This is a genomic window from Microbacterium sp. ZW3a, assembly GCF_057167165.1.
In genome coordinates this window covers 1,216,097-1,229,792 of sequence record NZ_CM169903.1, presented here as the reverse complement: position 1 = coordinate 1,229,792, position 13,696 = coordinate 1,216,097, and the positions used below count along the sequence as shown (strand labels likewise).

The window sequence follows — 13,696 nt, the reverse complement described above, 5'->3', positions numbered from 1 at the left end:
GTGGAGACCGGACCCGCTGCGTCTGTCGCTCGCGCTTACTTCAGGAAGTCGGGCACGTCGAGGTCGTCGTCGGCGAAGCCGGCGTCGTACGAAGTCTCGGGCACGTGCGCGGCGACCGGCGCCGGTTCGGGCTTGCGCTCGGTCGTCTGGGCCTTCTGCTCCTCGGCCGCGTCGAGGTCACGCGCGACATCGTCGGCGGGGATGGCCGGAACGGCCGGGGAAGCGACCGCGCGCTGCGCGCCGACGGCGTCGATGCGCAGCGACGGCTCGCCACCGTCGAATCCGGCCGCGATGACCGTGACGCGCACTTCGTCGCCGAGGGTGTCGTCGATCACGGTACCGAAGATGATGTTGGCCTCGGGGTGCGCGGCCTCCTTCACCAGCTGGGCAGCATCGTTGATCTCGAAGATGCCGAGGTTCGACCCACCCTGGATCGAGAGCAGGACGCCGTGCGCCCCCTCGATGGAGGCTTCGAGCAGCGGCGATTCGACGGCGAGCTCGGCGGCCTTGATGGCGCGATCGGCACCGCGCGACGAGCCGATGCCCATGAGCGCGGAACCCGCACCCTGCATGACCGACTTCACGTCGGCGAAGTCGAGGTTGATCAGCCCCGGCGTGGTGATGAGGTCGGTGATGCCCTGCACACCGGCCAAGAGCACCTGGTCGGCGGTCGCGAAGGCCTCGATCATCGAGATGCCGCGGTCGCTGATCTCGAGGAGGCGGTCGTTCGGCACGACGATGAGCGTGTCGACCTCTTCCTTCAGGCGGGCCACTCCGCCCTCGGCCTGGCTCTGGCGACGACGCCCCTCGAACGAGAAGGGCTTGGTGACGACGCCGATGGTCAGGGCGCCGATCGATTTCGCGATCTTGGCCACGACGGGAGCACCACCGGTGCCCGTGCCGCCGCCCTCACCCGCGGTCACGAAGACCATGTCGGCCCCGCGCAGGGCCTCCTCGATCTCCTCGGCGTGGTCCTCGGCGGCACGACGGCCCACCTCGGGATCCGCGCCGGCGCCCAGGCCGCGCGTCAGTTCGCGACCGACGTCGAGCTTGACGTCGGCGTCGCTCATCAGCAACGCCTGCGCGTCGGTGTTGATCGCGATGAACTCGACGCCGCGCAAGCCCAGCTCGATCATGCGGTTGACGGCGTTGACGCCGCCTCCGCCCACGCCGACGACCTTGATCACGGCGAGGTAGTTCTGGTTGTGGCTCATGCCGGCCTCCGTTATCCCCGAACCCGAAACTCTAAACCTCATGTTGAGGGTTAAAGAATTGCCCGGTATGCAATTCCTTAGCTCGAAGTTAGGCCGCGGATCCGGTGGCGGGGGCCCGACACGCGGCGTGTCGGAACATCGCCCGTCGGATCAGCGAACGACGCCCGCCTCGGGCGACGTGACGTCGTACTCGCGCGTCTGGTCGGGCGGGCTCTTCTGCATGAGCAGGTCGAGCACCCGGGCCTTCTCGGCCGATCGGTCAGCACTCCCCCACGCCACGCGCGAGTTCGTCGCTCCGAGCGTCAGCGTGACGTCGTCGGGCGTCGAGGCGGCCACCGCCGTCACCTGAGAACGGATGCCATCGGGCAGCGCGCGCACGACGCGACCCGCGGCCCGGAAGGGCTCCGCGCCGGTTCCTCCCGCGATCTCCAGCACCGGTTGTCCGGCCGGGATGTCGGGGGTCGTCGCCAGGACGACGCCCGCGGCGTCGACGAGCGTGTAGCCCGCGGGCGTCTGGACCACGCCGATCGGTGTGCGCTCGACGATGCGTACCACCAGATCGTGCGGCGGGCGCGCCTCCAGCGTGTACGACTCGACGAGCGGGAAGCGCACGAGCGCCGCCTTCACGGCACTCTCGTCGACCATCGCCAGCGGCGTGCCGACCTGCGTGCTCAGCGCATCCGCCACGGCGGCGGCATCCATCTGCGAGGTGCCCACGACCTCGATGCGTTCGACGGCGAACAGCGGACTGTAGGCCGCTCCCACCGTGCCGAGCACCATGAGCAGGAACGCGGCACCGACGCCGATCCAGATTCGGCGGCGACGGCGCTGACGCACCGTGAATCGGCGAACCTCGGCGCGCAGCGCACGGCGACGCGCGCGCGAGGCACGCCACACGTCTCGCAGTCCCGTTGCCTCCGCGTCCCCAGCCGGCGTCGGCTCCTCGTCCGGCACGGCGCGGGCGGGATCGCGCGGCCCGGTGGGCAGCGGCAGGATCGGCGCGGTGGCCTCGGGGCCGGTCTCGGGGCGCGGGACGTCCAGCGCGGCGGGAACATCTCCCCCGCGCCCGTGCCCTCGACCCTCGCCGTGCGACGGCGCGGAGGAGCGCTCCGACCCCGGGGGCGTGGGCAGGGGCGACGGCCGGCGCACGGGTCAGACCGCCGCGGCCTCGGTGCGGGAGAGCGCCTCGAGCACCTGCGGAATGATCTGGTAGACGTTGCCGCAGCCCAGGGTGATGACGTAGTCGCCCGGTCGGGCGATCTGCGCGGTGTAGTCCGCTGCGCTCTGCCAGTCGGGCACGTAGTGCACGTTCGCCGGGTCGGCGAAGGCGCCGCTGACCAGTTCGCCGGTCACCCCGGGGACGGGATCTTCGCGCGCGCCGTACACGTCGAGCATGACGGTGTGGTCGGCCAGGGTCTCGAGCACCTCGGCGAACTCGCGGTACATCTCTTGCGTGCGCGAGTAGGTGTGCGGCTGCTGGATCGCGATGAGGCGCCCCTCGCCCACGACCGTGCGGGCCGCCGACAGGGCCGCCGCGACCTCGGTGGGGTGGTGGGCATAGTCGTCGTAGACACTCACGCCGCGCTGCACGCCGTGCAGTTCGAACCGGCGCACGGTGCCGCCGAACCCCTCGACCGCACGGGCCGCCTCGGCGAGGCCGTACCCGAGCACCCGCAGCACCGCGACCGCGCCCGCCGCGTTCACCGCGTTGTGGGCGCCCGGGACGCGCAGTTGCACGTCGACGCTGTCGCCGTCGGCCGACAGTGTGAAGGCGACCGGCCCGTCGGTGCGGATGCCCGACAGCCGCACGTCGGCGGTGGCATCCTCGCCGAAGGTCACCACATTCCGGTGCGTCAACCGCTCGGTGACGCTCCGCGCGCCGGGGTCGTCGGCCGAGACGACGACCGCCTCGCGGGCCCCGTCGGCGAACCGGGCGAACGCCGCGTCGAACGCGTCGCGAGAGCCGTAGTGATCGAGATGGTCGGGGTCGACATTGGTGATGAGGGCGACCGAGGTGTCGTACAGCAGGAATGTGCCGTCGGACTCGTCGGCCTCGATCACGAAGAGCTCGTCGGACCCGGTTCCGCTGGAGGCGCCGAGATCGGCGATGACCCCGCCGTTGACGAACGTGGGGTCGGCCTCCAGGGCGCGCAGAGCGGTGACGATCATGCCCGTCGAGGTCGTCTTGCCGTGGGCGCCGGCCACCGACACCAGACGCCGACCACCGATCAGCCAGTGCAGCGCCTGCGAGCGGTGGATCACGTGCAGACCGCGCGCCTTCGCCGTGACGTACTCGGGGTTCTCGGGCCAGATCGCCCCGGTGTGCACGACGGTGTCGGCGTCGCCGAGGTGCGCGGCGTCGTGACCGACGTGCACCGTCGCGCCGCGCGCGGAGAGGTCGCGGAGGGCCGCGCTGTCGGCGCGGTCGGACCCCGAGACCCGGATGCCGCGGTCGAGGAACATGCGGGCGAGTCCGGACATGCCCGAGCCACCCACCCCGATGAAGTGCGCGGAGGTGATGGTCTCAGGAATGGGGAGGCTGAGGTCGGGTCTGATCATGACCTTGCGATCCTACGTCGCCGGGGTGACCGCCCGCCCCCGGCGCGCCCGCGTCACCGGGCCAGGGCGGCGTCCACCAGCGCGAGGACGTTCTCGGTGCCCGCGCGCGTCCCCGTGCGGCCTGCGGCGGCGCGCAGCGCGTCGCGCGCGGCGGTGTCCCGCAGCAGCGGCACGATCTCGGACCGCACACGGTCGGCCGTGAACTCCGCGTCGGGGATCACGCGTGCCGCCCCCGCCCGCACCGCCGACGCGGCGTTCAGGCTCTGCTCGCCGTTACCCACGGCGTAGGGCACGTAGATCGCCGGGATGCCGAGGGCACTGATCTCGCTCACCGTCGCCGCACCCGACCGCGAGACGATGAGGTCGGCCAGGGCGAAGGCGAGATCCATGCGGTCGACGTAGCGGACGAGGGCGTAGCCGGGAGCACCCGGGTCGGCCAGGTCAGAGGTCTGCCCCGTCACGTGCAGCAGCTGCCACCCGGCCTCGAGCACGTCGCCCCAGGCCGCACCGAACGCCTCGTTCAGGCGTTGGGCGCCGAGCGAGCCCCCGAAGACGAGGAGCGTCGGGCGATCGGCATCCAATCCGAAGGACGCGGCCGCCTCGGCGCGCAGCGCCGCCGGATCGAGATCGACGATCTCACGGCGCAGCGGCATGCCCACCACCCGGGCTCCTCGCAGAGGCGTCCCCTCGAATGCCACGCCCACGCTCGCGGCGGCACGCGCGCCGAGGACGTTCGCGAGCCCCGGCTTGGCATTGGCCTCGTGCACCACGAACGGCACGTTCTCGAGCCGCGCCGCGACATAAGCGGGGGCCGACGCGTACCCGCCGAAACCGACGACCACCTCGACACCGCGTTCGCGGATGATGCGCCGCACCTGGCCCACGGCCCGCCCGAAGCGCGCCGGGAACGCCGCGGCCGCCCGATTCGGTCGACGCGGGAACGGCACCTTGTCGACGAAGAGCAGTTCGTAGCCGCGCAGCGGAACGAGGCGGGCCTCGAGACCCTCGCGCGTGCCGAGCACGAGCACCTCGTCGCCGGCGTCGCGCGCGCGCAGGCCGTCAGCGACGGCGAGGAGGGGATTGACGTGCCCGGCGGTCCCGCCGCCGGCCAGAAGCGTGGTCGTCACCCCTCGACCCTAGCCAGCCTCACGCGTCCTGGATGCCGCGGAGCGCCCCGCTCCCCCGAGAGAACCGCCCGCGCGGGCGCGGCGTCAGGCCGAGCGACGGCGAGTCGCCCGGGTGGGCGTCGCCGCGGCGGGACGGCGATCCGGCAGCGTGCGGGCGCACGAGAGCAGGACACCGCACGCGATGAGAACCGACAGCAGCGACGTGCCGCCCTGCGACATGAACGGGAGCGGCACGCCGAGCACGGGGAAGATCCGCAGCACGACACCGATGTTCACCAGCGCCTGTCCGACGATCCACAGCGTGATCGCTCCGGCCACGATACGGACGAACGTGTCGTCGGTGCGACGGATGATGTGGAAGGCTCCCACGGCGAACAGCGCGAACAAGACCAGCACCACGAGGCATCCGATGAGTCCGAGTTCCTCGCCGATGATCGCGAAGATGTAGTCGTTCGCGGCGGCGGGCAGCCAGTCGTACTTCTCTTTCGAGTTGCCGAGGCCGAGCCCCAGCACTCCCCCGCTCGCCAGCCCCCACACCCCGTGCAGCGATTGGTAGCACGAGGTGTAGTAGCACGACGCGTCGTCGGGGTCGAACAGGCTCGCGATCCGCGCCATGCGGTTCTCGCTGCCGAGGGCCGAGACGAGCACCACGACGATCGAGAGGACCGCGGGCACGATGAACATCCGCAGCTTGATGCCCGCGAAGAACAGCGCGCCGAGCACCACGAGCACGAGGATCATCACCGTGCCGAGGTCGCGGCCGCCGAGCACCGTCCCGATAACGAGGACGGCGACGGGCACGACGGGAATGAACACGTGCTTCCACGAGGTGAGCAGGCGACGCTTCCGGTAGAGCACCGCCGCCATCCACAGCGCGAGCGCAAGCTTGAGGAACTCGGCCGGCTGGAACTGGAGCCCGGCGATCTGCACCCAGTTGCGGTTTCCGTACGACTCGACACCCAGTCCCGGCACGTACACCAGCAGCTGGAACAGCGTCGCGAGGATCAGCGCGGACCACGCGATGCGTTTCCAGAACTGCATCGGCGCGCGGCTGAGCACGAACATCAAGGGGATGCCGACCACGGCGAAGATGCCCTGCTTGAGCACGTGGTCGAACGGGTTCTGACCGCCGTCGACCGCGGAGGTGGCCGACAGCACCATGACCAGCCCGAAGCCGGTCAGCAGGAGGGCCGCGGAGGCGATGAGCAGGAACTCGCTCGGCACAGGCTGGAAGGCACGGCCGAGCGACACGCGCGCGGCGAGTCCGGTGCGAGCGGGCTCTCCCTCGGGGGCCTGGCGGGGTGGGGGTGCGGTCGTGGTCACGCGGGTCCCCCTCAGTCCTGCCGTCGAGCCGTTCCGTCGTCGTGACCGGCGATCCACGCCCGCACCGCCTCGGCGAAACGCTCGCCGCGGTCGGAGTAGGAGGCGAACTGATCGAACGACGCCGCCGCGGGGGCCAGGAGCACAGTGTCTCCGTCCCGGGCCACGTCGGCCGCCAGTTCGACGACCCGTGCCATGACGTCTTCAGTCTGAGTGTGGTCGACCTCGAACAGGGGAACCGCCGGGGCGTGTCGCTCGAACGCCGCGACGATCTCGCCGCGGTCCGCGCCGATCACGATGGCCGCCCGCGCGGCCGTTCCGCGCGCGCGCACGAGGTCGCTGAGATCGACGCCCTTGAGCAGGCCCCCGACGACCCACACCGCGCCCGGGTAGGCCGCCAGCGAGGAGCCCGCGGCGTGGGGGTTGGTCGCCTTGGAATCGTCGACCCAGGTGATCCCCCGGTGCGCGCCCACGACCTGGATACGGTGCGGGTCGAGGCGGAAGCGCTCGAGCGCGCCGTGGATCTCGGCCGGGGTCACGCCGAGGGAGCGCGCGAGCGCGCTGGCGGCGAGGATGTTGGCCACGATGTGCGGCGCAGCGAGGCCGTTCGCCGCCAGATCGGCGACGGTCGTGAGCTCGAGCGCCGAGGTTGCGCGCTCCTCGAGGAACGCGCGGTCGACCAGGATGCCGTCGACGACACCGAGATCGCTGGGTCCGGGCACACCGAGGTCGAAGCCGATCGCGCGGGCGCCGTCGATGACTTCGGCGTCCTCCACCATCTCGCGCGTCGCGACGTCGGCCTTGTTGTACACGCAGGCCACCCGCGTGCGCGCGTAGACGCCGGCCTTGGCGTCGCGGTAGGCCTGGGCACCCCCGTGCCACTCGAGGTGGTCGTCGGCGAGGTTCAGGCACACGGCAGCGTGCGGCGAGAGGGCCTCGTCGCCGGTCTGCCGATTGAGGTACCACAGCTGGTGGCTGGAGAGTTCGACGACCAGGGCGTCGAAGCCATTCGGATCCCGCACGGCGTCGAGAACCGGCGTGCCGATGTTCCCCACCGGCACCGCGCGGAGCCCCCCGGCCACGAGCATCTCGGCGGTCAGGCGCGTGGTCGTGGTCTTGCCGTTGGTTCCGGTGAGGAGGATCCAGTCGGCCGGGCGGCCGTCGGGGCGCACGACCTTGTCGCGGACACGCCACGCGAGCTCGACGTCGCCCCACAGGGGGATGCCGTTCTCGATCGTCCAGGCGATGACCGGGTGCGACGGGGGGAAGCCGGGCGAGGCCACCACGACATCGGGGGCGAAGCCGCTGAGCTCCCCGGGCACGGCATCCAACGGCCCGACGTGGAGCTCCACACCGATCACCGGGAGGAGCCGGGCGTATTCGGGGTCGGCCTTCTCGGTGACCACGAGCACCTCGGCGCCGAGTTCGGCGAGCGTGTCGGCGGCGGAGAAGCCCGTCACCGACAGACCGAGGACGGCGACCTTGAGGCCCCGCCACTCGGCGTACCAGCTGTGCAGGGATGCCACCCGCTCGGCGCTCATACTCGCGACAGCCATTCGACGTAGAAGAATCCGACACCCGAGACCGCGAGTAGGCCCGCGATGATCCACATGCGCACGACGATGGTGACCTCGGGCCACCCGCGCATCTCGAGGTGGTGGTGCAGGGGGCTCATGAGGAACAGGCGCTTGCCGCGGGTGACCTTAAAGTACGCGCGCTGCAGGATCACCGACCCCGAGGCGATGACGTACACGCCGGCGATGAGCACGAGAAGCAGCTCGGTGCGAGTGAGGATCGCGAGAGCCGCGATGACGCCGCCGATCGCCATGGAACCGCAGTCCCCCATGAAGACCTTCGCCTTGGGAGCGTTCCACCACAGGAAGCCGACGAGCGCACCGACGAACGACGCCGACACGATCGCCAGATCGAACGGATCTCGCACCGCGTAGCATCCGCCCTGGACGCTCGGATCGAGCACGTCGGCGCACATCTGCTTGTTCTGCCAGAACGCCATGAGGCTGTACGCCCCGATGACGAAGATCCCGGACCCTGCCGCCAGGCCGTCGAGTCCGTCGGCGACGTTGACCGAGTTCGATGTGGCGGTGCCGATGAGGGAGATCCAGGCGAGGTACAGCAGCCAGCCGAGCACCGGGCCGAGGGCGAACAGCGACAGCACCTGGATGTCGCGGAAGATCGAGATGTACTCCGAGGCCGGGGTTTGGCCGTAGGCGTTGGGGAAGTTCAGCGCCACGATTGCGAACGGCACGGCCACGATCACCTGGCCGGCGATCTTGCGCCACCCCGAGAGTCCGAGGCTCTTCTGCTGGCGGATCTTCATGTAGTCATCGATGAAGCCGACCACGCCGAACCCGAGCATGAGCCACAGCACGAGCAGCCCCGAGATCGTTGGGGGGTTGTTCCCCGCGTAGGCACCGATGAAGTAGCCGATGATCGTGCCGGCGATGAAGATCGTGCCGCCCATCGTGGGCGTCCCGCGCTTGGCCCCGTGCGAGGGGTTGTGCACGTTCTCGGGCGTGCGAATGACCTGCCCCCAGCCCCACTTGCGGAAGCTCCGGAGGAACACCGGGGTGAGGAAGAGGGTGAAGGCCAGCGAGATCCCCGCGGACGTCAGAAGTGATCTCACGCGAACGATTCTCCCAGACGGTCGCCGAGGAACCGCAGCCCCGCCGAGTTGGACGACTTCACCAGCACGCGGTCGCCCTCGCGAAGTTCGGTCCTCAGGTAGTCGAACGCCGTATCGGCGTCCGGGAAGAAGACGGCTTCGCCGTCCCACGAACCCTGCGCGATCGCCTCGAGGTACATGCGGCGGGCGTCGGCGCCCACCACGACGATGCGCTGGATGCGCAGGCGGACCGCGAGCAGGCCCACGCGGTCGTGCTCCTCGTCGGCGTACTCCCCCAGCTCGCTCATCGCCCCCAGCACCGCGACAGTGCGCTCATCCGGGCCGGTGATCTGCGCGAGCGTGCGCAGGGCCGCGGCCATCGAGTCGGGGCTGGCGTTGTAGGCGTCGTTGATGATGCGCACGCGGTCGGAGCCGAGCGGCTGCATGCGCCACCGCTCGGCGATCTCGACGGTCTCCAGTCGCGCGATGGCATCCGTCGCCGTGACGCCGAGGGCGGTGGCCGCGGCGATCGCCGCGAGGGCGTTCATGACGTGATGCTCGCCGAGCACGCGGAGCGCGAGGGTGTGCTCTTCTCCGTCGACGACGAGTTGGGCGCGGGTACCGGATGCCGAGACCTCGACGTCGACGGCACGCACGGTCGCGCGGTCGCCGCGGCCGAACCAGCGCACGTCGAGGCCGCGTTCGCGGGCGATCGGCTCCATCGCGGCGACGCGCGGGTCATCGGCGTTGAGCACGGCGAGACCGCCGGGGCGGGTCGCGCGGACGAGCTCGCTCTTGGCGTGGAAGGTCGACTCGATGCCGCCGAAGCCGCCCGCGTGGGCCATGCCCACCATGAGCACCACACCGATGTCGGGCGTGACGAGACCCGCGAGGTGCGCAATCGCGCCCGGCGCGCTGGCACCGAACTCGCTGACGAGGAACCGGGTGTCGTCGGTGACTCGGAGCATCGTGAGCGGCGCCCCGACCTCGTTGTTGAAGGAGGCACGCGGGGCGACGGTCGAGCCCTCGTCCTCGAGGATGCGCGCGAGGAGGTTCTTGGTCGTCGTCTTGCCGTTGGAGCCGGTGATCCCGACGATCTGCAGGTCGCCCGCCTCGCGCACGCGCGCGACGACGTCGCGGGCGAGCGCGGACAGCGCCGCGACGACGTCGGGCACGACGATCTGGGTCACGGGGTCGTCGAGCTCGCGCTCGACGAGGGCGAGAGCCGCGCCGCGCTCGATCGCGGCGGGCACGAACAGGTGTCCGTCGGTGGTCTCGCCGGGCTTGGCGACGAAGATGCCGCCCGGCTCGATCAGGCGGGAGTCGGTGTCGACGTCACCCGTGACGGTGCGGTCGGGGGTGTCGTCGCCGCGCAGGACGAGACGGCCGCCGAGAACGGCGGTGATGTGGGAGAGGCTCGTGGAGATCATTGCTGTGTACGGACGCCCTTTCCGTGTCGGGAGGAGACCGGCATCCGGCGTCTCAGCCGAACTTGGGCAGTTCGGGGGTCGTGGTTCCGGACGGGATCACCCGGTAGTTCTTCAGCACCTGGGTGAGGGCCTTCTGGAAGGCGGGAGCCGTGGCCGCAGACGACTTTACCGTCCGCGGTTCGTCGAGGTTGACCGCGACGACGTACTGCGGGTCATCGGCGGGCGCGAAACCGATCATCGTCGTGAAGTAGGCGTCGGGCTTATACGCGCCGGTGTCGGGGTCGGTCTTCTCGCCGGTACCGGTCTTGATGGCCACCCGGTAGCCCGGCACGGCGACCTGCGAAGCGAGCGTGCCCTGCGTTGCGACGTTCTCGAGCATCTGCGAGACCGTGTGCGCGGTGTCGGTGGACACCACGCGCACCCCCTCCGTCGCGGGAACATCGGTCACGGTGCCGTCCGCGGCGGTGCATCCCTCGACGAGCGACAGCGGCATCCGCACTCCCCCGTTGGCGATGGTCTGGTAGGCACCGACGAGCTGAGGGACGGTCACCGACAAGCCCTGACCGAACGTGGTGTTGTAGAACGTCTGGTCATCCCACTTGTCTGCCGGGTGGAGGATGCCGCCGGATTCGCCGGGGAACCCGATCGCGCTGGGGGTACCGAGTCCGAACTTCTCGAGGTAGTCGTACCGGGTCTCCCGGGGGATCTTCTCGCCGAACTTCGAGATGCCGACGTTCGAGGAGTCGATCAGGACGCCGGTCAGCGTGTACGTGTTCTCGGGGTGCGAGAACGAGTCCGACACGCGCGCGTTGCCGAGCGTCTCTCTCGAGGCGGCCGTGACCGTGGTGTCGCTCGTGAACGCACCGCTGTCCAGGCCGATCGCGGCCGTGAGCGCCTTGAAGGTCGATCCCGGCTCGAACGGGCTGGAGAACGCGTTGCTCCCCCGCTCGGTCTCGGGCGTCGACGTGGGGTCGTTGGGGTCGACGGTGGGGTACTCCGCCAGCGCGCGCACCTTGCCCGTCTTGGCCTCGACGACGGTGATCGTGCCGCGGAGCGACCCCGTGTTCTGCACCTGTTCGGCGATGAGCTGGCCCATGTACCACTGCAGGTCACGGTCGATCGTGAGCTTCAGCGTGCCGCCGTCGACGGCGGGCTTGGTCTCGACCGCGGTACCCGGGAGAACGACGCCGTCGCGCCCCTGTTGGAAGACGACCTCGCCGTTCTGCGACGCGAGGCACGCATTGTCGGCGAGCTCGAGGCCCGCGAGCGCCTGCCCGTCGCCACCGACGAATCCCAGGAGGTTGCCGCCGACCGCACCGCCGGGGTACACGCGCCCGGCCTTCGGCGGGAAGGTGAGGAAGGGCAGACGGAGCTCCGCGAGAGCACGGTACTGCTGCGTCGAAACGTCCTGCGCGAGGAGCGCGTAACGCGAGCCGGGATCGGCGGCGACAGCGTCGGTGACGATCTGCTCGACCGTCGCGGTATCCTGACCGGTGACCCCCGCGATCTGGGCGGCGAGTTCCGGCCACGCACGGGTGGTCTGGGTGCCGTCATCGGCGCGTTCGCTGACCCCCTCCACGGCGAGCATCGGATCGACCTGGACGTCGTAGCGATGGACGCTGGAGGCGAGCGTCACCCCGTTCTCGTCGACGATCGCGCCGCGGGAGGCGTACTCGACGCGGGAGCTCTGCAGCCCCATCGCGAGCGAGTCGTCCACGTGCTCCCGCGCATTGACGACCTGGATGTCCAGGAGGCGAACGACGAAGGCGATCAGCACGATGAGCACCACCAGCAGCGCGGCCACGGTGCGGCGGCGCGGCGAGCGGGAGAGCGTCGTCGTCATGGGCTTATCGTGTCGCGGGGGTGGGCAGACCGTCGCTGATCGGCGGGGGTGTCGCCGAACCCGTGGCCGGGATCTCCCCCTCCGCGGGTGTACCGGCGTCGGTGGCGGCGGGCGCCTGCGGGGCGGGCTCGGCGTCCTGCTTCGGGTCGGTGACCAGCGGCACCCCCGAGATCAGGGCGTTGCGCACCGACCCCCGACCGATGGCATCCACCGAGGACGCTCCCTCGGCGGGCTTTCCCGAGCCGATGATCGCGCCGTCGCTGAGCCGCAAGTAGGTGGGTGACTCGTCGATCACCATCCCCAGGGCGGCGGCGTTGGCGGCCAGGTACTGGGGCGAGTTGAGGCCGGCGACCTCGTCGTCGAGCATCTGCTTCTGGTAGGTCAGATCACGTTGCTGCTGCGTGAGCGACGCGATCTCGAACGAACTCTGCGTCGTGAGGATGGACAGCCCCATCTGCACGAGAGCGATCGTCACGGCCCCGAGCACGGCGATGACACCGAAAGCCCGCCGCGGAACGCGTCGGCGAGCCGGCGCCGGAACCGCGTGCAACCGGCGCGGCTCGCGCACCGGGACGGGAAAGTCCGGCAGGAAGGCCGCGTCGATGGTCTGGGGAGCGCTCATGCGTCCTCCTGGATCCTCTCGGCCGCGCGCAACCGCACGGGGGTGGCGCGCGGGTTCGCCGCGCGTTCGTCGTCGCTGGCGAGCTCGGCCCCGCGCACGAGCAGCCGGAACTTGGGCGCATGCTCGGGAAGCTCGACCGGGAGTCCCCGGGGAGCGGTGGATGCCGAAGCCTCGGCGAACACGCGCTTGACCAGGCGGTCCTCGAGCGACTGGTACGACATCACCACGATGCGCCCGCCCACGCCGAGCACCCGCAGGGCCGCGGGGATGGCCCGCTCCAGGACCGCGAGTTCCGCGTTGACCTCGATGCGCAGCGCCTGGAAGACGCGCTTGGCGGGATGCCGCTCGCGCAGCACCGCGGCGGGCGTCGCCGCCTGCAGCACGTCGACGAGCTGACCCGAACGTTCGAGCGGCGCCGTCTGCCGCGCCGCGATGATCGCGCGGGCGTAGCGACCGGCGAGCTTCTCTTCGCCATAGCGCTCGAAGATGCGGCGCAGGTCGCCCTCACCGTAGGTGGCGAGCACGTCGGCGGCGGTGACACCGGAGGTCTGGTCCATGCGCATGTCGAGGGGCGCGTCCTGCGCGTAGGCGAAACCTCGCGAGGCCTCGTCGAGCTGGAGCGAGGAGACGCCCAGGTCGAACAGGATGCCGTCGACCTTCTCGACGCCGGCGGAGGCCACGGCCTCGGCGATGCCGTCGTAGACGGTGTGCACGAACGTGGTCCGGCCCGCGAAGCGTGACAGACGCTCCCCCGCGATGCGGAGAGCGTCGGTGTCTCGGTCGAGGCCGATCAGCCGGGAGGTGGGGAAGCGCTCGAGAAAGGCCTCGGAGTGCCCACCCATGCCGAGGGTCGCGTCGACGAAGACCGCGCCGTCGCGCTGCAGCGCAGGCGCGAGGAGCTCGGCGCAGCGGTCGAGCAGGACAGGGGTATGGATGTCGCGGATGTCCATGATGACGG

11 protein-coding genes are annotated in these 13,696 nt (G+C 70.7%); all 11 read right to left on the bottom strand.

The features are described 5' to 3' along the window. Positions 1-35: 35 nt before the first annotated feature. The 11 genes from ftsZ to rsmH all read right to left on the bottom strand — a co-directional run bounded on the left by ftsZ (position 36) and on the right by rsmH (position 13,688). Positions 36-1,214: a cell division protein FtsZ gene (gene ftsZ / locus ACU6WY_RS05690; protein ID WP_483821483.1), complete on the bottom strand. Its 1,179-nt coding sequence runs from the start codon at positions 1,212-1,214 to the stop codon at positions 36-38. Between the two features lie 150 nt (positions 1,215-1,364). Further along, positions 1,365-2,363 carry a cell division protein FtsQ/DivIB gene (locus ACU6WY_RS05685; protein ID WP_483821482.1) on the bottom strand — a complete coding sequence of 333 codons (999 nt, stop codon included), beginning with the start codon at positions 2,361-2,363 and terminating at the stop codon, positions 1,365-1,367. A gap of 3 nt (positions 2,364-2,366) precedes the next feature. Continuing rightward, entirely contained in the window at positions 2,367-3,773 is a 1,407-nt protein-coding gene (gene murC, locus ACU6WY_RS05680; RefSeq protein ID WP_483821481.1) for a UDP-N-acetylmuramate--L-alanine ligase, read from the bottom strand. Between the two features lie 53 nt (positions 3,774-3,826). After that, positions 3,827-4,900, bottom strand: a complete 1,074-nt coding sequence (locus ACU6WY_RS05675) for a UDP-N-acetylglucosamine--N-acetylmuramyl-(pentapeptide) pyrophosphoryl-undecaprenol N-acetylglucosamine transferase (RefSeq protein WP_483821480.1) — start codon at positions 4,898-4,900, stop codon at positions 3,827-3,829. 84 nt (positions 4,901-4,984) lie between these two features. Further along, the gene (gene ftsW / locus ACU6WY_RS05670) at positions 4,985-6,223 is read right to left on the bottom strand and encodes a putative lipid II flippase FtsW (protein ID WP_483821479.1); all 1,239 of its coding nucleotides are present in this window, start codon (positions 6,221-6,223) and stop codon (positions 4,985-4,987) included. A gap of 11 nt (positions 6,224-6,234) precedes the next feature. Then, the gene (murD, locus tag ACU6WY_RS05665; protein WP_483821861.1) at positions 6,235-7,761 is read right to left on the bottom strand and encodes a UDP-N-acetylmuramoyl-L-alanine--D-glutamate ligase; all 1,527 of its coding nucleotides are present in this window, start codon (positions 7,759-7,761) and stop codon (positions 6,235-6,237) included. Continuing rightward, the gene (gene mraY / locus ACU6WY_RS05660; protein ID WP_483821478.1) at positions 7,758-8,864 is read right to left on the bottom strand and encodes a phospho-N-acetylmuramoyl-pentapeptide-transferase; all 1,107 of its coding nucleotides are present in this window, start codon (positions 8,862-8,864) and stop codon (positions 7,758-7,760) included. Before mraY ends, murD begins: the two co-directional genes overlap by 4 nt. Beyond that, entirely contained in the window at positions 8,861-10,273 is a 1,413-nt protein-coding gene (locus ACU6WY_RS05655; RefSeq protein WP_483821477.1) for a UDP-N-acetylmuramoyl-tripeptide--D-alanyl-D-alanine ligase, read from the bottom strand. The genes mraY and ACU6WY_RS05655 overlap by 4 nt, the downstream gene beginning before the upstream one ends. Before the next feature lie 52 nt (positions 10,274-10,325). Next, on the bottom strand, positions 10,326-12,116 hold the full coding sequence (locus ACU6WY_RS05650; RefSeq protein ID WP_483821476.1) for a peptidoglycan D,D-transpeptidase FtsI family protein: 1,791 nt from the start codon (positions 12,114-12,116) through the stop codon (positions 10,326-10,328). 4 nt (positions 12,117-12,120) lie between these two features. After that, complete coding sequence (gene ftsL, locus ACU6WY_RS05645) at positions 12,121-12,738, bottom strand: cell division protein FtsL (RefSeq protein WP_483821475.1); 618 nt, start codon at positions 12,736-12,738, stop codon at positions 12,121-12,123. After that, positions 12,735-13,688 (bottom strand): 16S rRNA (cytosine(1402)-N(4))-methyltransferase RsmH, encoded by a 954-nt coding sequence (rsmH, locus tag ACU6WY_RS05640; protein ID WP_483821474.1) that lies wholly within the window; start codon positions 13,686-13,688, stop codon positions 12,735-12,737. The genes ftsL and rsmH overlap by 4 nt, the downstream gene beginning before the upstream one ends. Positions 13,689-13,696: the final 8 nt, after the last annotated feature.